General features: G+C 59.2%; 20 protein-coding genes. 9 read left to right on the forward strand and 11 right to left on the reverse strand.

What is annotated here, in order from left to right:
• Nucleotides 1-1,572, reverse strand: a complete 1,572-nt coding sequence (locus AGR13A_RS21115) for an ABC transporter substrate-binding protein (RefSeq protein WP_080839226.1) — start codon at nt 1,570-1,572, stop codon at nt 1-3.
• A 40-nt stretch (nt 1,573-1,612) separates the two neighbouring features.
• Nucleotides 1,613-2,770 carry a C45 family autoproteolytic acyltransferase/hydolase gene (locus tag AGR13A_RS21120; protein WP_080839228.1) on the reverse strand — a complete coding sequence of 386 codons (1,158 nt, stop codon included), beginning with the start codon at nt 2,768-2,770 and terminating at the stop codon, nt 1,613-1,615.
• A 112-nt stretch (nt 2,771-2,882) separates the two neighbouring features.
• Between AGR13A_RS21120 and AGR13A_RS21125 the strand changes: the two genes are divergently transcribed.
• A complete protein-coding gene (locus AGR13A_RS21125; protein ID WP_035225383.1) occupies nt 2,883-3,755 on the forward strand; it encodes a GntR family transcriptional regulator in 873 nt (290 codons plus the stop codon).
• Nucleotides 3,756-3,897: 142 nt separating this feature from the next.
• On the opposite strand, the gene AGR13A_RS21130 is transcribed toward AGR13A_RS21125, so the two are convergent.
• Nucleotides 3,898-4,302 carry a winged helix-turn-helix transcriptional regulator gene (locus tag AGR13A_RS21130; protein WP_080839230.1) on the reverse strand — a complete coding sequence of 135 codons (405 nt, stop codon included), beginning with the start codon at nt 4,300-4,302 and terminating at the stop codon, nt 3,898-3,900.
• A gap of 80 nt (nt 4,303-4,382) precedes the next feature.
• On the opposite strand from AGR13A_RS21130, the gene AGR13A_RS21135 reads away from it, so the two are divergent.
• Together AGR13A_RS21135 and AGR13A_RS21140 are read left to right on the forward strand one after the other, a co-directional pair.
• A complete protein-coding gene (locus tag AGR13A_RS21135; protein ID WP_080839232.1) occupies nt 4,383-4,706 on the forward strand; it encodes a nuclear transport factor 2 family protein in 324 nt (107 codons plus the stop codon).
• Nucleotides 4,703-5,485: an SDR family oxidoreductase gene (locus AGR13A_RS21140; protein ID WP_080839234.1), complete on the forward strand. Its 783-nt coding sequence runs from the start codon at nt 4,703-4,705 to the stop codon at nt 5,483-5,485. The genes AGR13A_RS21135 and AGR13A_RS21140 overlap by 4 nt, the downstream gene beginning before the upstream one ends.
• A gap of 222 nt (nt 5,486-5,707) precedes the next feature.
• Here AGR13A_RS21140 and AGR13A_RS21145 read toward each other — a convergent pair whose 3' ends face one another.
• Nucleotides 5,708-6,928, reverse strand: a complete 1,221-nt coding sequence (locus AGR13A_RS21145) for a LysR family transcriptional regulator (RefSeq protein WP_080839236.1) — start codon at nt 6,926-6,928, stop codon at nt 5,708-5,710.
• A gap of 72 nt (nt 6,929-7,000) precedes the next feature.
• Here AGR13A_RS21145 and AGR13A_RS21150 point away from each other — a divergent pair, with 72 nt between their 5' ends.
• The 6 genes from AGR13A_RS21150 (at nt 7,001) to AGR13A_RS21175 (ending at nt 15,594) form a co-directional block, all read left to right on the forward strand.
• Complete coding sequence (locus AGR13A_RS21150; RefSeq protein WP_080839238.1) at nt 7,001-8,383, forward strand: dihydroorotase; 1,383 nt, start codon at nt 7,001-7,003, stop codon at nt 8,381-8,383.
• Complete coding sequence (locus AGR13A_RS21155) at nt 8,383-9,621, forward strand: Zn-dependent hydrolase (RefSeq protein ID WP_080839241.1); 1,239 nt, start codon at nt 8,383-8,385, stop codon at nt 9,619-9,621. Before AGR13A_RS21150 ends, AGR13A_RS21155 begins: the two co-directional genes overlap by 1 nt.
• A gap of 2 nt (nt 9,622-9,623) precedes the next feature.
• Nucleotides 9,624-10,715 (forward strand): DUF917 domain-containing protein, encoded by a 1,092-nt coding sequence (locus tag AGR13A_RS21160; protein ID WP_080839243.1) that lies wholly within the window; start codon nt 9,624-9,626, stop codon nt 10,713-10,715.
• Nucleotides 10,716-10,717: 2 nt separating this feature from the next.
• The gene (locus AGR13A_RS21165) at nt 10,718-12,376 is read left to right on the forward strand and encodes a urocanate hydratase (protein WP_080839244.1); all 1,659 of its coding nucleotides are present in this window, start codon (nt 10,718-10,720) and stop codon (nt 12,374-12,376) included.
• A 103-nt stretch (nt 12,377-12,479) separates the two neighbouring features.
• Nucleotides 12,480-13,787, forward strand: a complete 1,308-nt coding sequence (locus AGR13A_RS21170; protein ID WP_035225373.1) for an MFS transporter — start codon at nt 12,480-12,482, stop codon at nt 13,785-13,787.
• 142 nt (nt 13,788-13,929) lie between these two features.
• Nucleotides 13,930-15,594 (forward strand): HAL/PAL/TAL family ammonia-lyase, encoded by a 1,665-nt coding sequence (locus AGR13A_RS21175; RefSeq protein ID WP_080839246.1) that lies wholly within the window; start codon nt 13,930-13,932, stop codon nt 15,592-15,594.
• Nucleotides 15,595-15,766: 172 nt separating this feature from the next.
• Here the strand turns inward: AGR13A_RS21175 and AGR13A_RS21180 are convergent, their stop codons facing one another.
• The 7 genes from AGR13A_RS21180 to AGR13A_RS21210 all read right to left on the reverse strand — a co-directional run bounded on the left by AGR13A_RS21180 (nt 15,767) and on the right by AGR13A_RS21210 (nt 25,930).
• Nucleotides 15,767-17,377: an ABC transporter ATP-binding protein gene (locus tag AGR13A_RS21180; protein WP_167377609.1), complete on the reverse strand. Its 1,611-nt coding sequence runs from the start codon at nt 17,375-17,377 to the stop codon at nt 15,767-15,769.
• Between the two features lies 1 nt (nt 17,378).
• Nucleotides 17,379-18,509, reverse strand: a complete 1,131-nt coding sequence (locus tag AGR13A_RS21185) for an ABC transporter permease (protein ID WP_003498066.1) — start codon at nt 18,507-18,509, stop codon at nt 17,379-17,381.
• A complete protein-coding gene (gene oppB, locus AGR13A_RS21190) occupies nt 18,502-19,425 on the reverse strand; it encodes an oligopeptide ABC transporter permease OppB (RefSeq protein ID WP_003498068.1) in 924 nt (307 codons plus the stop codon). The genes AGR13A_RS21185 and oppB overlap by 8 nt, the downstream gene beginning before the upstream one ends.
• 55 nt (nt 19,426-19,480) lie before the next feature.
• Nucleotides 19,481-21,076: a peptide ABC transporter substrate-binding protein gene (locus tag AGR13A_RS21195; RefSeq protein ID WP_080839250.1), complete on the reverse strand. Its 1,596-nt coding sequence runs from the start codon at nt 21,074-21,076 to the stop codon at nt 19,481-19,483.
• 433 nt (nt 21,077-21,509) lie between these two features.
• Nucleotides 21,510-22,631: a siderophore-interacting protein gene (locus tag AGR13A_RS21200; RefSeq protein ID WP_080839251.1), complete on the reverse strand. Its 1,122-nt coding sequence runs from the start codon at nt 22,629-22,631 to the stop codon at nt 21,510-21,512.
• Nucleotides 22,632-22,650: 19 nt separating this feature from the next.
• Nucleotides 22,651-23,775, reverse strand: coding sequence for an ABC transporter substrate-binding protein (locus AGR13A_RS21205; RefSeq protein WP_308400312.1), 1,125 nt, complete (start codon nt 23,773-23,775; stop codon nt 22,651-22,653).
• Nucleotides 23,776-23,782: 7 nt separating this feature from the next.
• On the reverse strand, nt 23,783-25,930 hold the full coding sequence (locus tag AGR13A_RS21210) for a TonB-dependent siderophore receptor (protein ID WP_080839255.1): 2,148 nt from the start codon (nt 25,928-25,930) through the stop codon (nt 23,783-23,785).
• Between the last annotated feature and the right edge of the window lie 117 nt (nt 25,931-26,047).

Raw genomic sequence — 26,047 nt, forward strand, 5'->3', positions numbered from 1 at the left:
TCAGTTTCCTGCCGTGAAGGAGACGCCCCACATGCGGGGATAACCGACAGGCCAGGTCTTGTAGCCTTCAACGTTCTTGCGCACGGCACTGACGCGGCTTCCGGCATAGATGACGGTCATGGGCACATCCGCACGGATCATGCCTTCCAGCTTGTCGAAGATCTTCTGCCGTTCCGCAGGATCGCTGATCCGGCTTGACTGGGCGATCAGTTCCCGGCCTTCGGCATTGTCCCAGACCTTGTTCGGCTGCTTGTCCTTGTTGCCGCTCACCATGTCGAAGGAGAGCGAAGGATCAAGCCGGGCGGAATAGGTAAATGACATGGCGCTGTAGTTGCCCTTGCTGTAGCGGTCGAGCAGGGTCGCCCAATCGAGCGTTTCGATGTCGATTGTGATACCTGCTTCCTGCGCCATGGCCTGAACGAGCACGGCTGCGTCGAAGAGCTGCGGATAGAACTTGGTTGTCAGCCACTTGATCGGCTGGCCTTTATAGCCTGCTTCCGCCAGCAGCGCCTTCGCCTTCGCGATATCGCGTGCCGGAACGTCGGCCTGGGTTGCACCGAAATAGGGGCTCGGCTGCGGAATGACGGAGGAGCTCGCCTTCGACTCGCCGCTGGAAAGGGCCTCGGCAAGTTGCGGCAGGTCGAGCGAGAGCCGCAGGGCTTCGCGGATGCGGACATCCTGTAGAAGCGGATCGCGCGTCTGGAAGAGCAGCGCCGTGAGGCCCATGCCAGGAGCCTTGTCGACGACAACCTGATCGGTAGCGGATAGTTCGGCGATATCGGACGTCAGCACGTCGCTCAGCACATCGATGTCGCCGGAATAAAGGGCAGCCTTGGCGGAGGAATCGTCCGGAATGACCATGAAGCGCACGCCGGAGACCTTCGGGGTCTTGTCGCCGACATAACCGACCCGTTCACCTTCACCCGGTGTGTAGTTGGGGTTTGCCGCGAGATCGACATACTGGCCAGTGCGCCACTCACCGAAAGTGAAAGGGCCGGTGCCGATCGGCTTGACCCATTTTCCGTCGGCAGCGAAAGAGGACTTGTGGTAGATGCCGGTGCCGCCGCAATCCGTGCGGGCAAGGGTGGGCAGGAAGAGCGCCGTCGGCTTTTCGAGGGTGAAGACGACCGTCTCGGCATCCGGTGCGCTCACGCCGCTGACGGCGGCCACACCGCCGGCAGAGGTATCCGTCAGACAGCGCCAGGAGGTCTTGGGATCGGTGTAGCGCTGCCAGGAAGCCAGCACGTCAGCCGAAGTCAGCGGTTCGCCGTTGCTGAACTTCACGCCGCTGCGCAGCTTGAAGGTATAGGTCTTGCCATCCGGCGAAACGTCGATCGAGCTGGCGAGCAGCGGTGCCACGGAAGCGTCATCGCGATAGCCGACAAGACCTTCCAGCACATGCAGCAGCACCGCATCGCTGTTGGCGTCGCGGTTGACACCCGGATCGGTAGAGCGCACGTCCGAATTGATGCGAACGCGCAGCACGTCGTCCTTTGTATGCGCGGACGTCATCGTCATTGCCGCCATCACCGCCGTCAGGGCCGCGCTGTATATAAAGTTGCGGTACTCCATCGAATTCTCCCGTTTTGGGTTCCCTTGTTTAATGTTCTGATCAGGCCGCGTCGGTCTGTTGCAGGTCGTTGCGCACGACGGGAGCGATGCTCATGTCGAGGCTGAAATTCGCGAAGTTCGGGTTGAGCGCTGGCAGCAGCGCCACTTCCATCCGTCCAAGCGCCGGAACCATGACGATGGTTGCGACCGTCGCCGACTGGTTGTTGGAGAGCGACTTGCGCGGTGGGCGGCACACCGACCACGGCGTCTCGAATGTATCGAGCAGCGCCGTCTTCACATCCGCCGTCGTCACCCTGCCGAGCGCAGGCTCGATCAGGCCACGCACACGCACGTCGCGGTAAAGCGAATCCGGCATGTTGACGACGCCCTTGTCCTGTAGCTTGGAAAGCGCAACCGGGCTCTGGAAATGGTTGGCATGCACCAGCAGCCCGCCCTGCGGATGAACAAGGAAGGTTTCGTCCGGAGCGCATTCGAAATCGATCGCGACGCCATGCGCATGGCCCACCATCATGTTGTTGGAGGCGGACTTGCGCGTGCCGTAGACGGCCTGCATGGACATGGCGAGGTGATCCTGCTCCAGCACCTTGCGGCGAATGATGGCGAGCGGCACGCCGAGCGAGCGGTAATCCCGATCGGTTTCGAGGTAGTTGCCGCTGATCGAGATGCCGGCGGCGTTGAAGCCGGTGCGTGCCAGCCCGCCCGCTTCGGTGAATGTCAGGATATCAGGCCCATCACTGCGCTTGACCTTCAGCACGACTGCGGTTTCGGCGCATTCGGCCTTCCAGTCCCAGTTCTGCGCATGGATGAACTGTCCGTCGCGCGTAACCTCCGGCATCACGAAGACGCCTGTGCAGCCATCCGACATGAAATCGTCCAGCCCCTTTTCACGCCGGCGGGCAAGCTTCAGGATTTCGGTGCGCGCGTTGATGAGCAGGATGGCCGACAGCTCCGTGCCGACCGCCTTGGCGATACCGCGCATTTCCTCGATATATTGCGGACCGTATTCTTCGATCGCACCGGCGAAGCGGTCGATAATCGTTTCGAGGTCGCTGGCCTTGAGGCCAGAGGCCCGGATCTGGTGCTGGTAATGCTCTATACCCTTGCGGATGCGGTCGCCCGCCTGTTCTCCATATTGTTGACCGCGCTCGAATGGCGTACCCGTAACTTCGATGAGAGGGCAGGTGAGAGAAAGAGTCATGACAGCAGGTCGTCCCCGATAGAGTGAATGTCGGATGCAGGGGCTTGAATGCCCGCACCAAAATTGTATTTTATATAACAAAAACCAAAATTGATGAGAAGGCAAGAGAAAAATGTCCGACGCGAACACGCCTTTGCAGCAGGATCTCCTGCGCCGCATCATCGAGGTGATCCACGAGGATGGCCTTGAGCCCGGCGCGCGGCTACGCCAAAGCCAGCTCGCAGAGCGGCTGAGCGTGTCGCGAACGCCAGTCATCGTCGCGCTCAATCGGCTGCATGAACTGGGTTATGCCGAGCATTTGCCAAACAAGGGCACGGTGCTGACCGGCATTCCGCCGCAGTCGGAGATGGCCGAACATCAGCGCTCCGACGAAGCGCTGATCGTCGCCGTCGCCAAGCTGCGTCGTGAGGGTGGGATTTCGAACCAGTTTACAGAGCTGGAACTGATGCGACTGACCGAGAGCGAACGTGCGCCAGTGCGCCAGGCCCTCATCAAGCTTGAAGAGCTTGGCGTCGTTATGCGCCGCAAGGGATACGGCTGGGAATTCATGGATAGCGCCCGCGATGCGCGCGCCCGCGAGGAGAGCTATAATTTCCGTGTGTTGATCGAGTGCGCCGCAATCATGTCACCGCAGTTTGCCTTGCTGCCTGCCTGGATCGACGCCATGCGCAAGCGCCATGAGGATGTCATGCGAGCAAAATGGACGGAAACCTCCAGTGTGATGCTGTTCGAGATGAATGCAGAGTTTCACCTGGGCATCAGCGCCGCCTCCGGCAATCGCTATCTCAAGGAGGCCATGCACCGGCAGAATCAGCTCCGTCGTCTGTCGAACTACAACTGGAACTACGGTCCCGAGCGCGTCGTGACCACCTGCAGGGAACACCTGGAGATTCTGGGCCGCCTTCAGGAGGGAGAAAACGAGATCGCATCCGCCCTTATGAAGCGGCATCTAAGCGGTGCAAGCAGGGCTATACGAAAGGACTGAATGATTTTTGTACCGCAAAAGTCATTTTCTTATTGTCGAATCTTTGCGCGGCCATGCGCGCGGTGGATGCCGCCGATACGCTGCAACTTCCATCGGCAGAGCCCGGCGGCCTGATACCCGGTTAGGCACATTGCACGGCGGGCTATCGCGAAGGTTCGCCCACCGTAGCCAAGGCATCGGCTGCAGGACACTCGGCTGCCCACGTCAACAGGGCGTCGAGCGCGGGACACAAAGCCTGCCCCCAATCCGTCAGCGCATATTCGACCTTCGGGGGCACCTGATGGTGAACAATGCGGACAACGATGCCGTCTTGCTCCATTTGCCTAAGCTGCTGGATCAGCATCTTCTGCGAGATCGCCGGGATTGCGCGTTCGAGGTCGGAGAAGCGCATGATGCGGCCGCCGAAGAGATGGAACAGGATCACCAGCTTCCACCGCCCCTCTAACAATTTCAGCGCCCGCTCGACGCCTTCTGCCGCCGTCTCGCGGGTATAAGAGTGGGCCTTACTTTTAGGTGAGTACCTTACTTTTTCGTGCGTTCTTGTCATTTGGTGATCGTACGGCCATTTTCCGCCCCATGCAATCCTGGTCCCGGATTTGGACCGGACACGAAAAAGGAACCCGAACAATGGTCGATCTACCGTCACCGATCTCCCTCTATTTCGCGGCAGACACAGGAGACGGCGATGCCGTCGCAAAGTGCTTTACCGAAACCGCCATCGTCAAGGATGAAGGCAATACCTATGCCGGACGGGAGGCGATCCGGCGCTGGAAGGCCGACAGCTCTACCAAGTACACTTACACTGTCGAGCCCTTCGCAATCGCGACCGAAGAAGGCAGGACAGTCGTCACGAGCCACCTGACGGGTAACTTCCCCGGCAGCCCGGTGGATCTCCGCTACTTCTTTTTTCTTGAAGGCGACAAGATCGCAGAACTGGAAATCACGCTATGAGCTTCGATCTTGCGATTGCCGGTCGTCGTGCGCTCGTCACCGCCGGCACGAAAGGCGTCGGCGCTGCCGTGGTCAAGACACTGACAGAAGCCGGGGCGAAGGTGGTGGCCACTGCGCGGACGGTCCCGGACAAATCTCCGGAAGGCCTTCAGTACGTCGCGGCGGACATCACAACCGCTGACGGCTGCGCCGCGGTCGCCAGGGGCGTGCTCGACCGCCTGGGCGGGGTCGACATTATCGTCAACGTTCTCGGCGGCTCGTCCGCACCTCCCGGCGGTTTTGCTGCTCTAGGCGATGACGAATGGCTCAGGGAGCTTAACCTCAACCTCATGCCGGCGGTGCGGCTTGACCGCGCCCTCCTGCCATCGATGATCGAGCAGGGTTGCGGCGTCATCATTCACGTCACGTCGATCCAGCACCAGCTGCCGCTGCCTGAATCTACGACGGCCTATGCCGCCGCGAAGGCTGCGCTTTCGACCTACAGCAAAAGCCTCTCCAAGGAGGTCACGCCCAAAGGTGTCCGCGTCGTTCGTGTCTCGCCAGGCTGGATCGAGACCGAGGCGGCGGTCGCTTTTGCGGAACGCTTGGCGACCGACGCCGGAACCGATTACGAAGGCGGCAAGCAGATCATCATGAAGGCCCTCGGCGGCATTCCGCTCGGGCGGCCCGCCAAGCCTCAGGAGGTCGCCGATCTTATCGCGTTCCTCGTGTCGCCACGCGCTGGTGCGATCACGGGAACCGAATTCACCATCGATGGCGGCACGGTTCCGACCGCTTGAGACGGTTAGGCCGCAGGTGGGTACGCTCGCGCAGCTCGTTAATATTGGCAAATCGCCCAAGGTATCGCCAGCCAGCGGTCAACCCGCGCACAAGCCGCAAATCTTTTTTCCTTGGCTGTGACCAAGTAGGTTCCAAACGACCTATCGGCCCGAAGCCTACCGCTCGGCGAAGTGTTAGATACTTGGAGCCGAGTTGCAGGAGCCGAGCCTGCCCGGCCACCATTAGTTCGTCATATCAAGCAGCTGAAGAACCCGCTGCGCCATATCTGTGCCTCTGTCATCGGCGCGCCAGGCCAATAGCAATGGAACGGAAAATGTCATCGGTAGTGGGATTTTCGTTACTTTGGGGGAGGTTATTCCCACGCCGGACGGCAATATCGAACAATATCCGTGGCCGACAATCAGTTGCACTGCCACCGGTATGCTGTCGATCTCAATCAACTGCACCTTTGACAGCCACGTTGGTCCAAGCAGGTGCTCGAGAAAGCTTTCGGCCGTCTGGCGCAGTCCGGAGGCGCGGGAAGGCAGTACCAGGGGGTGCTTGAGGATCGCCTCGCGCATCTGTGACGGCGAATCTGCATCCGTCATTTCAGGTGCTTCATGCTGCAGGAAACATGAAAGGTGGCTGCGCAAAACCTCACGGCTGCGCAGGCGAGAATTGTTGACTGGCATGTCGACAAGGACAGCATCGTATCGCTGTTGTTCAAGTCCTTCCAGCAGGCTGTCTGCAAGTCCGGGCTGCATCAGCAGCGGTGTGTCGAAACGCCGTGCCCAGTTGGCGGCAATGCGCGCCAGAATAATTGCCGACGGGCTGTCCGTCGTTGCGGGAGGAATGCCGCCGAATGACCAATGCCGCAAATGCCGCTTGAAACGCAGGGCGGATGTGGAGTCCAGCGCAGCCCAAATATCGCGTAATTTGTGGACGTGGGGCGATATGCGAAGCCCCTCGGGCGATGCGCGCGAGCCGCTGCGGGTCCTTTCAAAAAGCCGGACGCCCAGATTGTCCTCCAGCATCGCCATCATTCGCGTCAGCTGTGGTTGTCCGATTTGAAGCCTCAATGCGGATTTACGGATCGAGCCCGATTCGAGAATGTCCACGAAGCGGAAGAGTGCAATCAGCGACACGCTTCTCTGATAAATATCTTTCGTATGGTCATCGCAGCACGCGCCATGGATCGCGAAGATTTCATGGGCGGCCTGCGCTAGATATGGGCCAAGTCTCCCGCCTTCCGCCGTCAGGATGAGGCCTTTTGCGCCCTGCACGAAAAGCTTGACGGAGAGGGCGGTTTCCAGGCGGTTGACGGCATCAGATACAGTTGAAACCGGAATTCCTGTTGTATTGGACGCAAGGTGGATGCCGCCGAGCCGAACCACCTGGTCACATAAAAGAATCGTCGAAACCTTCACCGCCCACGCCTCGTCTTGGCCTTCCCATTTCGGCATCGTCTGTCCGGATTTTGGGATATACCACTAATTTAATTGTGCCTCATAGTCGAAATATGACAGGAGGACGACATGGCGGATTTCGATACGGTTTTGGCGGGGCGAGTCATTCTGACCGACCGCGAGATTTCTCGAGGTTTCGTGGCCATTCGCGACGGGAAAACGGCACTCATCGGAGAAGGCCCCGCGCCGGCTGGAAGAGAAAATCATGATTTCGGCACCGGCATCCTATTGCCTGGCGCCATAGACGCACAGGTACATTCGCTGTCGCAGAAGGGGGCCGAGGGTTTTGCGGCCTCGACCCGTGCGGCGGCGGCGGGCGGCGTCACGACAATCGTGGACATGCCCTATGATGAGGGCAATCTTGTGTGTTCTGCCGAGGCTGTCAGGCGCAAGGTCGCGATGATCGACGCGGAGGCGCGCATCGACGTTGCGCTTTATGGCACTGTCGATCCGCAGGAGGGTTCTGCCCGCATTGCCGAACAGGCGACGGCGGGAGTTTGCGCCTACAAGTTCTCGACCTTCGGCACGGATCCCCAACGCTTTCCGCGTATCCCACCTGCGCTGCTTCGCGCCTGTTTCGCCGAGATTGCAAAGACCGGGCTTGCCGCAGGCGTGCACAATGAGGACGACGCCTATGTCCGCGCCGCGATTTCCGAGGTGGAGGCATCCGGTATAACCGACTGGCGTGCGCACGGCCTGTCGCGTCCCGAACTGGCCGAGACGCTGGCGATGCTGCAGATTTACGAAACCGGCGCCGAGACAGATTGTCCGGCGCATGTCGTCCATTGCTCCGTCAGCCGCGGTTACGAAATCGCCGAGATGTATCGCAGGAACGGCGGGTATTCCTCCATCGAATGCTGCATTCACTACCTTGTTCTGGATGAGGAGAATGATGTCGCGCGGCTTGGCGGCAAGGCCAAGATCAACCCGCCGATACGCGCCCGCAAAGAAGTGGAGGCGATCTGGCGCCATCTGGCGGAAGGGCGGGTGTCGATGGTGTCTACCGATCATGTGAGCTGGAGTGAGGACCGCAAGACCAATCCCGATATGCTGAAAAATGCTTCCGGCGTCCCGGGGCTGGAGGTGATGGTGCCGCTTTTCGTCAAGGGCGCGATCGCACGCGGTGTGCCGCTGGTGTGGGCGGCCCGGCTGATGGCCGAAAATCCGGCCCGGCATTTTCGTCTGGATCACCAGAAAGGCGGGTTGCAGGTCGGGCGCGACGCTGACGTCATGGTGCTCGTCGATCGGCCCATGGTGTATGACGCAGCCACCAGTCCTCACTCCATTGCGGGGTGGTCGCCTTATCACGGCATGGAACTGCCCTGGACGGTCGCAGCCACCTGGCGGCGGGGCGAGATGGTCTTCGACGGTGAAAACGTGCTGGCTGCGCCGGGAACAGGCGTTTTCGTGCGGCCGCCCGAAACACTTGGTCTGCGCGAGGTGCTGTTGTGATGCGCCGCAATCTCGACGCGTCAATAAAGGACATAGAAACGGATCTCGACGCGCTGGCGCAGATTACCGATCCGGAACGTCCCTGGACCCGCCGCGCCTTCTCGCCCCGTTTCGATGAAGGGCGCGACTATCTTCGGCGGCGTTTCCTGAGTGAAGGATTGAATGTCTCGACGGATGCGGGCGGGAACCTGATCGGCCGCCGCGAAGGCACCGAGCCGCAGGCCGGAACGATCATGCTGGGTTCGCATTCCGACACCGTGCCGGACGGCGGGCGTTTTGACGGTGTTGCCGGTGTCGTCGTTGCATTGGAGGTCGCACGCATTCTCTCACGGCGTGGTGTTGCCTTGCGGCACAATCTGGCTGTTGTCGATTTTCTTGCTGAAGAAGTCTCCATTTTCGGGGTTTCCTGCATCGGTTCGCGAGCGATGGCGGGCGTTCTGCCGCAGGACTGGCTGAGGCGTATAAGCGACGGGCGTGATCTGGCGACGGCCATACGCGATGTGGGCGGCAAGCCGGAAAGTCTTGAAGCTCCCTTGGCTGATGACCTGAAGGCCTTTCTGGAACTGCACATCGAACAGGGGCCGGTTCTCGAACGGGAAAAGATTGCGCTTGGGGTGGTGACGACCATTGTCGGCATCAACCGCGTCGAGATCGAGGTGACGGGCCGTCCCGATCATGCCGGCACGACCCCGATGGGGTTGCGCGCGGATGCCCTCGTCGCTGCGGCGCGGATCGTGAGTGAGATCGAGCGGTTCGCGACGGAGCTTTCCGGTGGTCCCGGCCATTTCACCGCAACTGTGGGCGAGTTCGAAATCTCTCCCAACGCCGCCAATGTGGTGCCGGGCCGGGTCCGCATGCTGGTTGATATCCGCGCCGAGCGGGCCGAGGACAAGGAAGCATTCGTATCCTGGCTGACCGGACTTGACGGGGACGGTGAAAACACGATCGAGGCGCGGCTGATTTCCGCCAATCCCGGCGTGCAGATGGATGATGGATTGCAGGAGACGCTGGCAAAGGCCGCCGACGGGCTGGACACGCCCTATCGAAAGATGGTGTCGGGTGCAGGCCATGACGCGGCATTCATGACACGGCTGTGTCCTTCGGCGATGCTCTTCGTCCCTTGCCGCGACGGTCGGTCCCATTGCCCGGAAGAATGGGCCGATGCGGCCGATCTCGCTTTGGCGGCTGAAGTTCTGGCGAACACGATTATAGAATTGGAAAGAAAAAGGGAGGGCTGAAAGTGGCCAGAATTCTGACGGAGAAGGATGTGGAACCCGCGGTGCGGGGAGGCGCGGTCTATGCGGCCGGCGGTGGCGGCTGGGTCCATCATGGACGGATGCTGGGCTATGCCGCGGTGAACGCCGGTGCGCCGGAACTCGTCTCCATTGATGAATTGAATGAAGATGACTGGGTGGCGACTGCTGCCGCCATCGGTGCGCCGGCCTCCACGACGCCCTGGGAAATGCGGGGCGTGGATTATGTCAAGGCCGTGCAGCTTTTGCAGGATGAGCTTGGTGCGAAGGTCGCGGCCCTGATGATCGGGCAGAACGGCAAGTCCTCGACCCTCAACGCATGGCTGCCTTCGGCCATTCTCGGCTGCAAGGTGCTGGACGCGGTGGGTGACATGCGCGCCCATCCGACCGGCGACATGGGCGCGATCGGCATGGCCGGCAAACCGGACCAGTCGATCCAGACGGCCGTTGGCGGAAATCGCGATCAGAACCGCTATATCGAACTCGTAACGCGCGGCGCAACTGGCCGCATTTCTCCCATCCTGCGCACGGCCTCCGACATGTCGGGTGGTTTCATCGCCTCGGCCCGCAATCCGGTTCGCGCCGGCTATGTTGCGAAGAATGCGGCGCTCGGCGGAATTTCCAAGGCGCTGGAGCTTGGTCACGCAATCCTCGCCGCCGAGCCTCGAGGGCATGCCGCAGTCCTCGATGCGATCCTTGCGACCACGGGCGGCAGGATCATGATTGAAGGAGAGATCACGGCCAAGGAGGTCGTTTATACGAATGAGGCTTTCGACGTCGGTACGGTCACCATCGGCAGGGGCGATGCGGCTCTGACCCTGCATGTGATGAACGAATACATGGCGGTCGATGCGGTCGATGGCCGTCGTCTCGCAACTTTTCCGGACGTCATCACCACATTGTCGCAGGAGATCGAACCGCTGTCTGTAGGCGAGCTGAAAGTCGGCATGAAGATCCACCTGCTGCATGTCCCGAAGACCCTCATACCGATCGGCGCGGGCCTGATGGACCCGGCGATCTATGTCCACCCTGAAAAGGTCATGGGTATCAACCTGACCAACTACGCATTGGAGGCCTGAAGATGCCGAGAGAGAATCCCCGCAATCCCGGCTTCCCGATCCCTTCGGGCCCGGACCTTCGCGCGAAGGGCTGGCGGCAGGAAGCCCTGCTGCGCCTTATGGAAAACGTGCTGGCTGTCGGTGAAGACCCGGAAAATCTCGTCGTCTACGCAGCACTCGGGAAGGCGGCGCGCAACAAGGCCGCATATGATGCCATCGTACGCGCATTGACGACCATGGATGAGGATCAGACACTCGTCATCCAGTCGGGAAAGCCGGTCGGCTTGATGAAGACTTCGACCGAGGCCCCGATGGTCATCATGGCCAATTGCAACATGGTCGGCCAATGGGCCAAGGCCGAGAATTTTTATGCTCTCGAACGCAAGGGCCTCATATGCTGGGGCGGCCTGACTGCGGGGGCATGGCAATATATCGGCTCGCAGGGCGTCATTCAGGGCACCTATGAAATCTTCATGCGCATTGCCGAACGCCGCTTCGGCGGCACGCTGAACGGGCGTTTCGTATTGACCGCGGGCCTTGGCGGCATGGGAGGCGCACAGCCGCTTGCCGGCCGTATGGCGGGCGCGGCGATCCTGTGCGTGGAGATCAATCCGGAACGGGCTCGCACCCGCAAGGATATCGGCTATCTGGACGAGATCGCCGATGATCTCGATAGCGCACTGGCACGGATTGAAGAGGCCCGTTCGAAGGGGCAGGCGCTGTCCGTCGGACTTGTCGGCAATGCAGCGGAAATCTATCCCGAAATAGCTGCGCGGGGGATCATCCCGGATATCGTGACCGACCAGACCTCCGCCCATGATCTTGTTTATGGCTATATTCCAATCGGTTACGATCTGGAACGGGTACGCCGCCTGCGCAGCCAGAACCCGGATGAGCTGATCGAGGCCGGCAGGGCGTCGATTGCCAAACAAGTAACAGCCATGCTGGAATTCCAGCGGGCCGGCTCGGAGGTTTTCGACAATGGCAACCTGATCCGCACGCAGGCGCAGGCCGGTGGCGTTGCTGACGCCTTCGACATTCCGGTCTTCACCGAAGCTTATCTGCGCCCGCTGTTCTGCCGGGCGATTGGTCCCTTCCGCTGGATGGCCCTGTCGGGCGAGGCCTCGGACATTGGGCGGATAGACGAGCTGGTGCTGGAGATGTTTCCGGACAACAAGATCGTTACCAACTGGATTTCGCTGGCGCGCAAGTACGTTCCGTTCGAGGGGCTGCCGGCGCGCATCGCCTGGCTCGGCCATGGCGAACGAAGCGCACTCGCACGGCGGGTCAACGCTCTGGTCGCTTCGGGCGAATTGAAGGGGCCGGTTGCCTTCTCTCGCGATCACCTCGATTCAGCGGGCATGGCGCATCCGAACATCATGACGGAGAACATGCTTGACGGTTCGGACGCCATCGCCGACTGGCCGCTTCTCGACGCGATGTTGCTCTGCGCTTCGCGCGCCGACCTCGTCGCGCTTCATTCCGGCGGTGGGGGATATGCGGGTTTCATGACTTCGGCAGGGGTCACGATCGTCGCTGACGGCACCAATGCGGCGGACGACCGGCTTTCGCAATCACTCGACAATGATACCGGGCTCGGCGTCATCCGTTACGCGGATGCGGGCTATGCCGAGGCACAGGATGAAATTGCCAGCAAGGGCATAAATCACGTGCAGATCTGACAGGTCAAAGCGAGGAGACGCCATCAATCGCCATGAAGGGCGGAAAATTACGATCACCAATCAACATCGCCTGCCGGCACCGGCAGGCCAAGAGGGGACAATAATGGAAAAAACATATCAAAATTTGTCAGTGACACCGGCCAGACGGTCATCACCGGAGCGCGCCGTTGCAGCAGCATCGATAGGCAACGCCCTGGAATGGTATGACTTCACCGTCTATGCGCTGTTTGCAATCTACATCGCCCATAATTTCTTTCCCGGCGGCGATCATACCGTCGAACTCGTGAAAGCCTTTCTCGCCTTCGGGCTAGGCTTCGTGATCCGCCCCCTGGGAGCCATCGTGATCGGGGTCTATGGCGACAAGGCTGGTCGAAAGGCCGCACTGTTCCTGACCATCATGATCATGGCGGCGGGCACCCTGCTGATCGCGGTGGCGCCGACCTATGCCGCGATTGGTGTGGGAGCGCCGCTCATGATCCTTGCCGGACGAGTCCTTCAGGGCTTCTCTGCGGGCGGAGAAATCGGCGGAGCAGCCGCCTTTCTTGTCGAACATGCGCCCGCCGACAAAAAAGGCAAATATGCTTCCTGGCTCCAGGCAAGCATGGCGATTTCCAACATCATGGGTGCACTCGTCGCCTTTGCGGTTACCTCGCTTCTGACGGAGCAGGAGATCGGAGACTGGGGCTGGCGGATTCCGTTCTTCATTGGCGTATTGATCGCGCCGGTGGGTCTTTGGTTGCGCAAGACGCTGGACGAAACGCCGGCTTTTCAGGCCGAACAGGCAAGTCTGGAGAACCAGTCCGCCAAAACACCCCTGAAGCTCGTCTTCTCGGACTATTTCGGCCATCTCATCAAAGGCTTCGCTTTCTCGATCCTGTGGGCGGTGTGCGTTTATGTGCTGATCATCTACATGCCGATCTTCGTTCAGCGTGCTTTCGGTTTCAGCCCTTCGGAGGCCTTTACGGCATCGCTGATTGGTAACGTCTTCCTTGCCGTCGGTTGCGTCAGCGCCGGCAGCATTTCGGACAGGATCGGTCGGCGCTTGATGCTCGCCATTGCCGCCGGCGCGATGCTGGTCGCGGTCTATCCCCTGATCTGGTGGCTGCAATCTTCGCCGACGCTGACGACGCTCATCATCGTGCAAAGCCTCTTCTGCATCATGGTCTCGGGATATGTCGGGGTCGCACCCGCAACCCTGTCCGAGGTTTTCCCGACGAATATCCGCACCACGGGCATGTCATTGGCCTATAATGCCGCCGTGACGATCTTCGGAGGATTTGCCCCGGCGACGCTGACCTGGCTTGGCAGCACGGGCATCGGTTATCACGCGCCCGGATTTTACGTCATGGCTGCCGCGTTTATATCGCTGATAGCGGTCCTGATCCTGCCGAAGCCGTATTCCACGAACTAAAGGAGATGGGCCGCTCAAGGCCCAGCTCCCCCAATTGCTCCACCCGTCATGTCTGGAAGTTTCCAGTCGAAGCGAAGCCGTTTCGACGCCGGACAGTGCTGCAAACATGACGGCATAATAATAACCAACTCAAGGGAACATCATGTCTGTTAAAAACGGGACTATTCATCGCCTCTCCATTGTCACAGCTTTTGCGATCGCTGGGCTTGCTGCTTCAAACGTACGGGCGGAACATTGGTCCATCGACGGTCAAAACCTGACCGTGGAACAGGTCGTCGGCCTGGCGCGGGATGACAGCGCCAAGATTACTCTCACCGAAAGCGCGGGCAAACGGATCGCCGAAGGCTTCGATCTGGTGATGGAGGCCGCCCTGCAAGGCAAGGCGGTCTATGGCCTGACGGTTGGCGTTGGCTGGAACAAGGATCGCCCAGTTTTCGCGATGAGGGACGGCAAGCGCGTGCTGGACGACGATCTGCTGAAACTGTCACGCGCTTTCAATTCTACATCCCTGCGCGCGCATGGCGCAGGCGTGGGCGAGCCGATGGCGGTCGAGGCCGTGAGGGCGGGCATGGCGATCCGTCTAAACCAGATTGCAACCGGCCGAACCGGCGTTCAGAGCGCCGTTGCAGAAATGTATCGACAGTTTCTGGAGCAGGGGATCACCCCGGTCGTTCCTTCACGCGGTTCTGTGGGCGAGGCGGATATCACCCTTGCCTCCCATATCGGTCTGGCGATGGTCGGCGAGGGGGAGGTCTTCATGAAAGGCAATCGCATTCCCGCAGCGCGTGCCCTGGCAGAGGCCGGCATCGCTCCGCTCGAACCGGTTGGCAAGGATTTCCTTTCGATCCTCAGCACGAATGCGCTGACCGCTGGACAGGCTGCCCTGCTGGCGCACGATACGGCGGGTTATCTCGAGAAGGAAGCCGTTGTCTTTGGTCTTGCACTTGAAGGTTTTAACGGCAATGTCGCCCCTTTCCTCGCGGCGACGAACGAGCTGCGCCCCTTTGCCGAAAACACATCCGGGGCACTGATGGTTCGCTCTGCCCTTGACGGCAGCTATCTCTGGTCGCCCGCGAAGGATCGGGCACTGCAGGACCCGCTGTCTTATCGCACCATGGCCTATGTGCTTGGTGGAGCCGAAATTGCAACGCAGGATTTGACCAAGGCGCTGGAAATCCAGATCAATCACAGTGATGACAATCCGGGCGTGGTTGCGGGAGCCTCGGACGACAAGGCTTCCGGACAGGTCTCCCAGTATTTTATCGAGGGCGAAGTATCGGGAGCGATCTATCCGAGTGCGGGTTTTGAAATGTTGCCGGTGGCCTCGAGGGTTGAAACACTGAACACGGCGCTGGTGCGTCTGTCACAGGCCATTACGATGCAGACGATCCGCTTCGAGAACCCGGATTTGACGCATCTTTCGCGGTTCCTTGCTGCTGAAACCAATCAAGGACATGCGTTTGGCGCGATCCAGAAACCGCTCGTCGCGCTTCTGGCCGAAAACCAGCAGATCGGCGCGCAGGCTCCCGTCGGCTCGATTGCGATGGCAGGAAATATCGAGGATCTGGACAGCCACGCACCGCTTTCGGTCGCCAATCTCAGCCGAATTCTGGATAATCTGTACTGGATGTCCTCGATCCAGTTGCTGCATGCGGCGCAAGCCGTTGATCTGCGCAAGCCCGGGCAGTTGGGGGCGGGAACAAAGGCGCTGTTTGAAGATTATCGCCGCAATGTGCCCTTTGTGGCGGTGGACCGTATATATAGCAATGATTTCAGTACGGGTTATCGCTTTCTCAAGGCCCGTTGAGCGGTTGTTATATTGGTGTTGACCAGATGAGAGGGCCGATGTCTTCGGTTCCGTTTCGCAAAGCAAAGACTTTATGCTTGCGGCAAGGACCGAAGACCTCGGCACCCTATTCGTCAGGAACGCGGTATGGGATGCGTGCTTCCGGTTTGTCTCGTCGGTATCGGACTATAATCTATCGTGCCACCTCTGCCGAAAACGCGGATTTGATCAGTGTTTTGGTATATTCAGCCGTCGGCCTGTCGAATATCGCGTCCGTTTCTCCCTCCTCGACGATCTTCCCGTTTTTCATGACGATGACGTAATCCGAAATGGCCTTGATCACGGAAAGGTCGTGGCTGATAAAGATGTAGGAAAGGCCATGTGTCTTCTGCAAACCACGCAGCAGGTCGATGACTTGTCCTTGAACGGATCGGTCCAGCGCAGATGTGGGTTCGTCGAGAATGACGACATCCGGCTTGAGGATGATCGCGCGGGCAATTGCGATACGCTGACGTTGTCCGCCTGAAAACTCGTGCGGGTAGCGGTTGCGGGCGGCGGGGTCGAGACCGACTTCTTTCAGTGCTGCGATTGCCCGCTCGTCTCGCTCTGCGCGGCTGAGCTGCGGCTCGTGCACAAAAAGGCCCTCGGTGATGATCTCTCCAACAGTCTGTCTTGGCGAAAGAGATCCATAGGGATCCTGAAATACAAGCTGCAGCTGCCGCCGCAAGGGCCTCATTGCCTTACGATCAAGTCCGGTGATTTCCGTCTTGCCGAAGAAAATCTGGCCTTTTGACGGTGCCAGGCGAAGAAGTGCACGACCGAGCGTCGACTTGCCTGATCCGGATTCACCGACGATGCCGATGGTCTGCCCTTGATGAAGGCTGACATTGACGCCATCCACGGCGCGAAACTCCCGCGACTTCGACAGGAATCCGCCCGGAATCACATAATCAATCGTCACGTTCTGGCCAGCGAGAACGACCGGGGCCCCTTCACCGACAGGCGGCTTGTGTCCGCTGGGCTCGGCATCGAGAAGCATCTTCGTATAGTCCGCCTGCGGGCGCTCGAAGATGTCTTCCGTTGTACCGGCTTCAACGATCTCACCCCGGCGCATGACCGCAACACGATCGGCAAAATGCCTGACCACACCCAGATCGTGCGTGATCAGCACCACGGCCATGCCGAAGCGCCGCTGCAACGACTTCAGAAGATCGAGAATCTGCGCCTGGATTGTCACGTCGAGCGCGGTGGTTGGTTCATCCGCGATCAGAATATCGGGCTCGTTTGCCAGTGCCATGGCGATCATGACGCGCTGGCGCTGCCCGCCGGAAAGCTCATGCGGATAGCTGTCGATGCGCCGCTCCGGCTCCGGAATCCCCACGAGCTTCAGGAGTTCGAGAACGCGTGCCCGCGCTTCCTTCTTGCTGCCGCCCCGGTGGTGGACGATGGGTTCGGCGATCTGCGCGCCGATCCTGTAAAGCGGATCGAGCGAGGTCATGGGCTCCTGAAAAATCATGGTGATTTTCGCGCCACGGATATTGTTCAGCTCGTTGACCGGCAGGTTTATCAGCTCACGTCCACGATATTTGGCTGAACCCTGGATAACGCCGTTGGAGGAGAGCAGTCCCATGATGCCCATCATGGTCTGGCTTTTGCCGGAGCCGGATTCTCCGACAACGGCAAGCGTTTCTCCCTGTCTGACATCGAGATCGATGCCTTTGACGGCGTTCACCGTGCCGTCCGGCGTCGTGAAATCGACCTTGAGATTGCGGACGGTGAGAATGGTTTCAGATGTCGTATTCATGTCAACGATCCTTGGGATCGAGTGCATCACGCAACCCGTCGCCCACAAAATTGAGCGAGAACAGGGTCAGTACGAAGAAGATTGCCGGAAATATCAATAGCCAGGGGGCAGATTGGATATTGTTCGCGCCTTCGGAAATCAGCGCTCCCCAGCTCGTCAGTGGCGCCTGCACGCCAAGCCCGAGGAAAGAGAGGAAGCTTTCCAGAAGAATGACTTTGGGTACGACAACCGTGACGAACACGACGACGGGGCCGATCGTATTCGGAATGATGTGGCGGCGGATGATCTGCCAGTCGGTCAGGCCCAAAGCCTGGGCCGCACCCACGAATTCGCGCCGTTTCAGGGCAAGCGTCTGGCCACGCACGATACGGGCCATATCCAGCCACTCCACCGCACCGATCACCAGGAAGATCAGGATGAAGCTGCGCCCGAAAAAGACCACGAGAACGACGACCAGGAAGACGAAGGGGAGCGAATAGAGGATCTCGACGAAACGCATCATGACATTGTCGACGCGCCCACCGATGTAGCCCGCCGTTGCGCCGTAAAGAACGCCGATGCCGAGCGAAACGAGACTGGCGAGAACGCCGACGGCGATGGAGATCTGACCGCCCAGCATGACGCGAGCCAGCATATCGCGACCGTTGGAATCCGTGCCGAAGAAGAAGTATTCGCGATTGACATCGCCTTCCAGCTTCAGCGTTCGACCATCATCTTCCGTTGCAACGACCTTCGTGTTTTCGAATTCGTTGGCGCGGTCGAAATACCGTGTCGTGCGCGGGTCGATCGGGCCGCTGGAGGTGACGGTTGCCGTGAAGGTCTGGCCTTCGACGGAAAACTCCTTCAGCTCCACGCGGGCGCGGCCCGCCACACCTTCCATGACGCTCTGAAGGTTGTTGACATCCGGCCGCGGCTCAAGGCTTGGCGCGACGGAGACGTAGGATGAAAACACCTGATCATAGGTGTGTGAAAGGAAATGCGGGCCAATAAATGAGAAAAGCGTGATCAGCACGAGCATGATGGAGCCAGCCATGGCGGCTTTGTTTCGTCTGAAACGCATGGCGGCAAGCTGGAACAGGCTTCGGCTTTTCACCGATGGTTGAGGAGCGATATTGCCGGAGATATCAGTCATGTCTGACCCTCGGATCGAGCAGGCCGTAGAGAATATCGACCACGAGATTGAACAGGATGACAAAAATGGCGATGAGAACGACCGTTCCCATGACCAGCGTGTAGTCACGATTGATGGCGCCAAGAACGAAGTAGCGACCGACACCCGGGATAGTGAAGATCGTCTCGATGACCGCCGAACCCGTCAACAGAGCTGCGGCACAAGGCGCGAGATAGGAAACAACCGGCAGCATTGCCGCGCGCATGGCGTGAAACACCACCACGCTGCGGGCTGGAAGGCCATAAGCCCTGGCGGTGCGAATATGGTCCATCCGCAGGGCCTCGATCATTGCGCCGCGTGTCAGGCGCGCAATGACGGCGAGCTGTGGCAAAGCGAGCGCGATCATCGGAAGAATGAGATATCGCAGCGATCCATCACCCCAGCTGCCGGCGGGCAGAAGCCCGAGCAACACGGCGAAGATCAGCGTGAGAACAGGCGCGACAACGAAGTTCGGCACGGTGATGCCGACGGTCGAGATGGACATGATCGAGAAATCGAAGGCGCTATTCTGCCTGAGCGCGGCAAAGGTGCCGGCAAGAACGCCGCCGACCAGCGCCAGCAGAAGAGCATAACAACCAAGCTCTAGCGAATAAGGCAGACCCTTGCCGATCAATTGCGCGACGGTGTTGTCCTTATAGATGTAGCTCGGACCGAAATCGCCGGTGACGGCATTGCCGAGATAGATGAGGTACTGGCGCCACAATGGCTCATCCAGATGATAGGTCCTCATCAGGTTTTCCATGGTCTGCGGCGGCAGGGGGCGTTCGAGGTTGAACGGACCGCCCGGTGCAAAACGCATCAGGAAAAACGAAATCGTGACGACGATAAACAACGTCGGCACGGCGCTCGCCAAACGGCGCAGGATAAACGAGATCATGATTTTTCAGGCTCCCCGCATGGCACGGTGGTGTCAGCCACCGTGCCAGCACTGCTTATTCGGAAACGCTCAGGAAGCGGCTGAGGTGTTCGTTAGCAGCATTGTCTTCCCAACCCTTCACGCGGTTGGAAACTAGCCACAGGTCTGCCTGCGTCAGAAGCGGAGCGACCGGCTGTTCTTTCATGAGGATGGTTTCTGCCTCATGCAGCAGCTTGGAGCGAGCTGCCGCATCCTTTTCGTCATATGACTTCTGCATCAGCGCGTCATATTCGGCATTGTTGAACTTCGAATAGTTGAAGGTCTTGTTGGAGGATATGGAAAGGGCGAGGAAGTTTTCCGCATCCGCATAGTCGGCAACCCACCCGGCACGCGCCACGTTGAATTTGCCGCCTTCCTGGAGATAGCCATAGTGCGAGGCGACGTCGAGGTTCACCAGCGATACCTTCGCGCCAAAGGTGTTCTTCCACATATCCGCGATAGCCGTTGCGACGCGTTCGTGGTTCGGGTTGGTGTTGTAGCGGATTTCGATGGAAAGCGGCTTGCCGCCCTCACCGTAACCGGCTTCCTTCATCAGCTTGAGGGCTTCGTCTTCACGATCAAGCTGCGACAGCGTGGCAAAATCGGCTTTTGCGGGCTCACCGTAGGAGTCCATGCCCGGGGGAACCATGGAATAGGCGGGAACCTGCGAGCCGCTGTAGATTTCCTTGGCAAGGAAATCGCGGTCGACTGCCATGGACAGGGCCTGGCGGACACGGACATCGTCATACGGCGCTTCGCGTGTGTCGAAGGTATAATAATAGGTCGCAAGCGTCGGCGAAACGTGAACCTGTTCGCCATAGGACTTGCGCAGACGGTCGATCTGGTCCGCGGAAAAATTATACGCGAGGTCCATTTCCTTGGCTTCGAAACGACGGACGGATGCGGCCTGATCATCGATCGGGTAGAAAATCACCTTGTCGATCTTGGTGTTCGATGCGTCCCAGAAGCTGGTGTTCTTGACGACCGTCAAGCTGTCATTGGGAACATGCGCTTCGAGCTTGTAAGCACCGTTCGAGACCATGACGCCCGGCTTTACGAAGTCGGTGCCGTTCTTTTCGTAGCTCGCCTTCGAAATTGGCAGAGCCGCCTGGTGAGCGAGAAGCTCAACGAAGAAAGGTGTCGGGCGCTCAAGCGTGATCTCAAGGGTCTTGTCATCCACCGCCTTGACGCCAAGCTGGTCAACCGGCGTTTCGCCCTTGTTGATCTTTTCGGCGTTCTTGATCGGGTAGAGAATATTCGCATATTTTGCCGCGGTCTTTGGGTCTTCCACGCGCTGGTAGGAGAAAACAAAATCTCCAGCCGTTACCGGTGTGCCATCCGACCACTTTGCATCCGCACGCAGTTTGAACGTGTAAACGGTGCCATCCTCAGACAGCGTCCAGCTTTCCGCCGTACCGGGAATGATCTTGCCGGCAGCATCGTAAATGGTGAGACCTTCATAAAGGTCTTTCAGGATAAAAGCTTCGATGTTGATGGAGGTCTGCGCCTGATCGAGCGTCTGCGGTTCTCCGGCATTGCCACGATGCAGAACTGTTTCTGCAAGTGCGGAACTGGCGCCAATCAGAAGCGATGCGGCCAGCAGAGTGGCGCGCGTTGTTGCTATTATAGACATTGTTTTCTCTCCCCGTGAGTATTTTGCGTCCACAAACAAGGCCAAATTGCTTCGAAGTGCAACCACAACAAATTGTGAGTTGATGCAGAAACCACAACTTTCAGTTCGGCTGCGCATCTGCAGCATGCCGCGTTTGGGCCGGCAGTTTCTTGCGGGTCACTTCGGTTGGCGGCCATACGGCGATGAGCCGTCCCTCAGTACCCGTGACGGGCAAGAGTGAGAATTAGCCGTTTTGCGCGGTTAGAAAAGCAGAACAGGCAGCAGTTCGGGCCCTTCCGTGTCAGACGACGAATAGGGAACCGTGGATCCTGATCCCATCGAGGCGACTCAACTGATCCGTTTAAAAATTTTGCCCGCTGCGACGGCTTTACGCCTTCTTTTCGGTCGTTCAGATAGATGGAGCGCCATTTTCAAAGCCGCCAAGCAACGGTTTTCACTGGGGCAGATAGGCATCGGCCCCTTTTGCGATGATGTCTTCTTCACTGAGGGACCGGTGCCAGTGCGAATAGAGCACGACGCGGTCACGGGAAAGCCCGACCTCCTTCCTCAGATGCCGATGAATTGCGCTGAATGCTTTGTGTTCGCATCCACCCCAGAAGAAGATGCCCGCGGGACATTCCGGCCAACGAAGGGAGCGAATGGCGTCCTGAAGCAGCGTCGTTGTCCCTGCGGCCTTGCCGTTGCGATACAACCATTGGATCGAAACGCCACTGGAAGAGGAAAGCGGCAATTTATCGGCGGCGGTGTCGACTTCGATGAAGGCGTGGCCGGTTGCCATCGGCGGCAGATATTCGAGAATTCTGGCAATGCCGGGCAATGCGGTCTCGTCGCCGGCGAGAACGTAGAAGTCTGCCGGTGCCGGGCCATTCGCCGCAGGGCCCAGAATGCCGACGACATCGCCCGCTCGTGCATTCATCGCCCACAGGGTCGCGGGACCGGGATGGGCGTGGAGCGCGAAGTCGATTGTGATCGTCTGTCTGGCCGTGTCGATGAAGCGGATCGTATAGACGCGCGTCGGAACCGCAATATTGTCCTGCCAGACGACATGCCCGCGATGGTCAAGTAGCGGCCAGCGTGGCGCGGCGATGCCGCGTGGCTGGAAAATGAGACGACAGTGGAGCTGGTCTTTCCGGTCGTAACGTTCGAGGTTCTCTCCCTTGAAGACGATCCTGCGAAAGCGGGGCGACAGGTCCTCAATGGTCTGCACCCGCAAAATGCGCAGATCGTCGGGTAAGGCGGGGTCCGCATGATCACCTTCCCATTGAATATCGAGATTTTCACGGGCGGCGATAAAACCGATGGGCCCGACCAGAGCATGTTTCAGCCGGTTCAGCCCGCCGGGATCGGTGGCTTCCGCCGTCAACCGAAAACCGTTTCGGGTCGCCTCGAATGTAGCGTTGCCGTATGGCGAATGGATATGATGAATGCCACCTGCCTTTTCGACGGTCATGTCGTGCGTTGCAATCGATTCAACAATCGGTTCGATATAGTCGTCGATCTTTTCAAACTGGACCGCGGCATGGGCGCGGTATCGGTTGTTGCTGGTCGATGGCATCGGGCGTGGGCTCCGTGTCTCAAATCGCCGCCCACAGCGGTCCCCTTATGGGAAATGCTGCGAAGTCGCGATTGATGGTGTCGAGAATGGCGGTTGGATCGATATCGGCACATCGATCCGGATGCAGCCATCTGGCTGCCTGGGCGATAAACAGCACGTTGAGGGGCAAGTTGGTAATCAACCCGGTCCATATCCCGTAAACACGCTTTGAGCGAACGCTCGGCAGATGTTCGAAACTCGGGCGGCCCTCGATCAGGTGCTGCAATCCCTGTCGACCCTGTTCGGGGTCGATTCCAGGGCCGATGGGCGGACGGCCACCCGAGGCCCAGCCGCCACCGGAGGCGATGTAGACCTCATGCGGTGTTGCAAGAAGATATTCGAGCGACAGCTTCTCAAACCACGGCGCGACCACGCCCGGAAGCGGCTGACCACCGGCCAGCGCCAGCAATTCGCCCCAGTTCTTTCTGCCCGCCGCCCAGCAGCAGTCGTCGAGCGTCGACTGGACCTCCAGATAGGTCGTGACGGGCTTCGCACCTGAAACGCACGTTGCAACGCCCGCCAGTTCCCGCTCGACAAAGGTGATGTAGGCCTCGGCTTTGTTTGAAGCACCCAGAAGTGTTCCCCACATGCGCAGGGACGCTTTCATGGCATCAACCGGGCCGCTTGCCCGCGCCTCATCGGCCGCGTTTGAGGAAGCGTCGCTGAACACCACGGGAATGCCGATCTCCTTCAGCCTCTGCAGCAGGGAATTCTCATCACCCTGCGGCGTCATGAAGGCCGTGGTCACGATCAGGTCGGGAGACAGGGCGATCAGCCCTTCAAGGGAAAGCGTGTCCGGGCTCAGCGTCCCGACCGTGCTGACGGAATGGCCGTTTAGCAGGATCGTCTGCAATTCACCGCTGTCGAGCCGATCGACGGCGGCCCAGCCCACGACCAGCGACGCAGGATCGCCATGCAGGAGCGACATCGTCAGCAGGTCATGCGCCTCCAGCAAAACGATCCTTTTCGGCATGGCGGGAAGATGTACCTCGCGCCCCGCCATATCCCTCACGGTAACGGGCTGCTCGGCTCCAGCGGGCTGAATGCCGGAAAGAATACCGGCTGCCGCAACGGAGATGCAAAAGCCTCGTCTCGTTATGATCACGGCGACATCACCATTTGTATCTGAGGCCGGCGAGCACCGTGCGGCCATTGCCGTACTGGCAATAATATTCGGAACTGCAGGAGGAGTAATAGTCCTTGTCGAGCAGGTTGGTGACGTTCAGTGTCGCCTGCAGCCCCTTGAGTTTCGGGTTCGTTGCTCCAAAATCATAACGAAGTGCGGCGTCAAGCAGGGTATAGCCATCGGCTTTCACCGTATTGGTATCGTTACTATAGCTGGAGCCGACGAAACGCACGCCGCCGCCGATGCTTAAGCCCTCCAGCGCACCGGAATCGACGGTGTAGTTCGCCCAGAGCGAACCGTAGTAGCGTGGTACGGCCTGCGGGCGGTTGCCTATGATCGATGTGATGCCGGATTCGGAAACTTCCGTGTCGAGCAGGGAAACCGCAGCGATCAGTTCGAGATTGCTGGTGAGGTTTCCTCTCGCCTCGAACTCCAGCCCGCGGGAGTGGATTTCTCCTTGTTGTTCATTGAAGCCTGATGAGGCGTTGTAATAGACCACATTCTGTTGGCGAATATCGAAAGCGGAGAGCGTGAAGATGGCGTCCAGCCCTGTAGGCTGGTATTTGACGCCCACCTCATATTGCTGCGCTTCCGTCGGCTTGAATGGACTGCCATTGGCGCCGACGCTGGTGGAGGGTTCAAACGAGGTGGAATAGCTGACATAGGGCGCGATGCCGTTATCGAAAAGATAAAGCAGGCCGGCGCGATAGCTTGTTGCGCTGTCGGATCGCTTTACGGATGTTCCGGCAAGGAGATTGTCAGTGTCCTGACGGGCCCAATCGTGCCGCACCCCGAAAACACCGCGCAGCCCGCCGATCTCGATTTGATCCTGAAGATAGATGCCCGTCTGGCGAAGCGACTGATCATTGTCGATTGCCGTCATGAACGGGCCGACCGGTCGGCCATAGACGGGGTTGGCCACATCAAGCGGCGTCGCGCCGCCCAGCAAATATTCCCAATTGCTGCTTGAGTGCTGAATGTCGAGGCCGGCAAGAAACGTATGGCCGATGGCACCGGTTTCGAACTTGAATTCAGCCTGATTGTCGAAGGAAAAGCCTTCGACGTCCTCGATGGAATGGACAGCCCAGCGGGGAATAATACCCGTCGCGGACATTGGCCCGTTCATCTGGAGCGAACGCATATCGGTATCCACGCCGGAATACCGGAAATTCGAACGGATGGTCACCTGATCATCGAACCTGTGCTCGAACTCGTAACCGGCGCCATACTGGGTGCGCCTGAACGCATCGTAGTTCGGATCCCCGACATTGAGGTCCCGACTGAGGAAACCGGCATAGCCTGCGGGCGCCAGAAACTTCGGATAAAGCGAGTTGAAATAGCCGCCTTCCGGATCGCGCTGATAATAGCCGGAAATAACGAGCGAGGTATCCTCGTCCGGCTGCCACTTGAGGGATGGCGCAATGCCGAGACGCTTTTCATCGACATCGTCATAACGCGTGCCGGCGGAGCGGCCAACAATGCCGATGCCATATTGCCATGTTCCATCCGTGGCGATGGGGCCGGTGGAATAAAGACCGCTTTGCACCCTTCCGTCGGTCCCGACCTCAAGTCTTGCCTCGTTCGACTGCACGCTCGATGGCTTGCGGCTGACCTGATTGACAAGGCCGCCGGGGCTCACCTGGCCATAAAGAAGTGCTGCCGGTCCCTTCAGGACGTCGATGCGCTCAAGGAGAAACGGATCAATGGAGGGTGTTGCAAAGGCCTGACCACGCTGAAGTTTCAAGCCATCCAGATAATTCACATAATTGGTCGCCGTGCCAAATGCGCCGAAGCCGCGCAGAAATACGGAATCGTAACGAGAATTCGAGTCCCGGTCGGATAATACGCCGGCCGTGTAACGCAGCGCCTCACTGACCGTTTGCGGGTTCTGGTCGTCGATCTGCTTGCGCGTTATCACCGTAACGGATTGCGGCGTTTCGGCTAAAGGTGTCCCGGTCTTGGTTGCCGACCGGGTGGACTTGGCAGTAATCCCAGCGGATGTCCCAGCCGCTGCGGCATTGCCCTGCACAACGATTGTTTCCAACTGTGTGCCCTGCTCCTGCGCCAGGGCATGGGTCGCCACCAGAAAGGTTGTGGCTGTCAGAATGTTTTTAAAGGAAAGACCTTGCTTCACGAATTCGCCCCCATGGTCGAAGCTTGGGAAATCTGCTAGAGTGAATAAATCAAACGGGACCGTCCTGTCCAGTTAATATGAAGATGTTGGTCAACTTTTATGTTGGCAATTCTGCTT

Origin of the sequence: Agrobacterium genomosp. 13 str. CFBP 6927 (genome assembly GCA_900012615.1) — a bacterium.
In the GTDB taxonomy this organism is placed as follows: Bacteria; Pseudomonadota; Alphaproteobacteria; order Rhizobiales; family Rhizobiaceae; genus Agrobacterium.

Coding starts and splice junctions, on each gene's coding strand:
- AGR13A_RS21185 (WP_003498066.1), bottom strand. CDS start 18,509: ATGACTGATATCTCCGGCAATATCGCTCCTCAACCATCGGTGAAAAGC.
- AGR13A_RS21180 (WP_167377609.1), bottom strand. CDS start 17,377: ATGAATACGACATCTGAAACCATTCTCACCGTCCGCAATCTCAAGGTC.
- AGR13A_RS21140 (WP_080839234.1), top strand. CDS start 4,703: ATGAGCTTCGATCTTGCGATTGCCGGTCGTCGTGCGCTCGTCACCGCC.
- AGR13A_RS21165 (WP_080839244.1), top strand. CDS start 10,718: ATGCCGAGAGAGAATCCCCGCAATCCCGGCTTCCCGATCCCTTCGGGC.
- AGR13A_RS21120 (WP_080839228.1), bottom strand. CDS start 2,770: ATGACTCTTTCTCTCACCTGCCCTCTCATCGAAGTTACGGGTACGCCA.
- AGR13A_RS21150 (WP_080839238.1), top strand. CDS start 7,001: ATGGCGGATTTCGATACGGTTTTGGCGGGGCGAGTCATTCTGACCGAC.
- AGR13A_RS21170 (WP_035225373.1), top strand. CDS start 12,480: ATGGAAAAAACATATCAAAATTTGTCAGTGACACCGGCCAGACGGTCA.
- AGR13A_RS21135 (WP_080839232.1), top strand. CDS start 4,383: ATGGTCGATCTACCGTCACCGATCTCCCTCTATTTCGCGGCAGACACA.
- AGR13A_RS21195 (WP_080839250.1), bottom strand. CDS start 21,076: ATGTCTATAATAGCAACAACGCGCGCCACTCTGCTGGCCGCATCGCTT.
- AGR13A_RS21115 (WP_080839226.1), bottom strand. CDS start 1,572: ATGGAGTACCGCAACTTTATATACAGCGCGGCCCTGACGGCGGTGATG.
- oppB (WP_003498068.1), bottom strand. CDS start 19,425: ATGATCTCGTTTATCCTGCGCCGTTTGGCGAGCGCCGTGCCGACGTTG.
- AGR13A_RS21200 (WP_080839251.1), bottom strand. CDS start 22,631: ATGCCATCGACCAGCAACAACCGATACCGCGCCCATGCCGCGGTCCAG.
- AGR13A_RS21130 (WP_080839230.1), bottom strand. CDS start 4,302: ATGACAAGAACGCACGAAAAAGTAAGGTACTCACCTAAAAGTAAGGCC.
- AGR13A_RS21175 (WP_080839246.1), top strand. CDS start 13,930: ATGTCTGTTAAAAACGGGACTATTCATCGCCTCTCCATTGTCACAGCT.
- AGR13A_RS21155 (WP_080839241.1), top strand. CDS start 8,383: ATGCGCCGCAATCTCGACGCGTCAATAAAGGACATAGAAACGGATCTC.
- AGR13A_RS21145 (WP_080839236.1), bottom strand. CDS start 6,928: ATGCCGAAATGGGAAGGCCAAGACGAGGCGTGGGCGGTGAAGGTTTCG.
- AGR13A_RS21125 (WP_035225383.1), top strand. CDS start 2,883: ATGTCCGACGCGAACACGCCTTTGCAGCAGGATCTCCTGCGCCGCATC.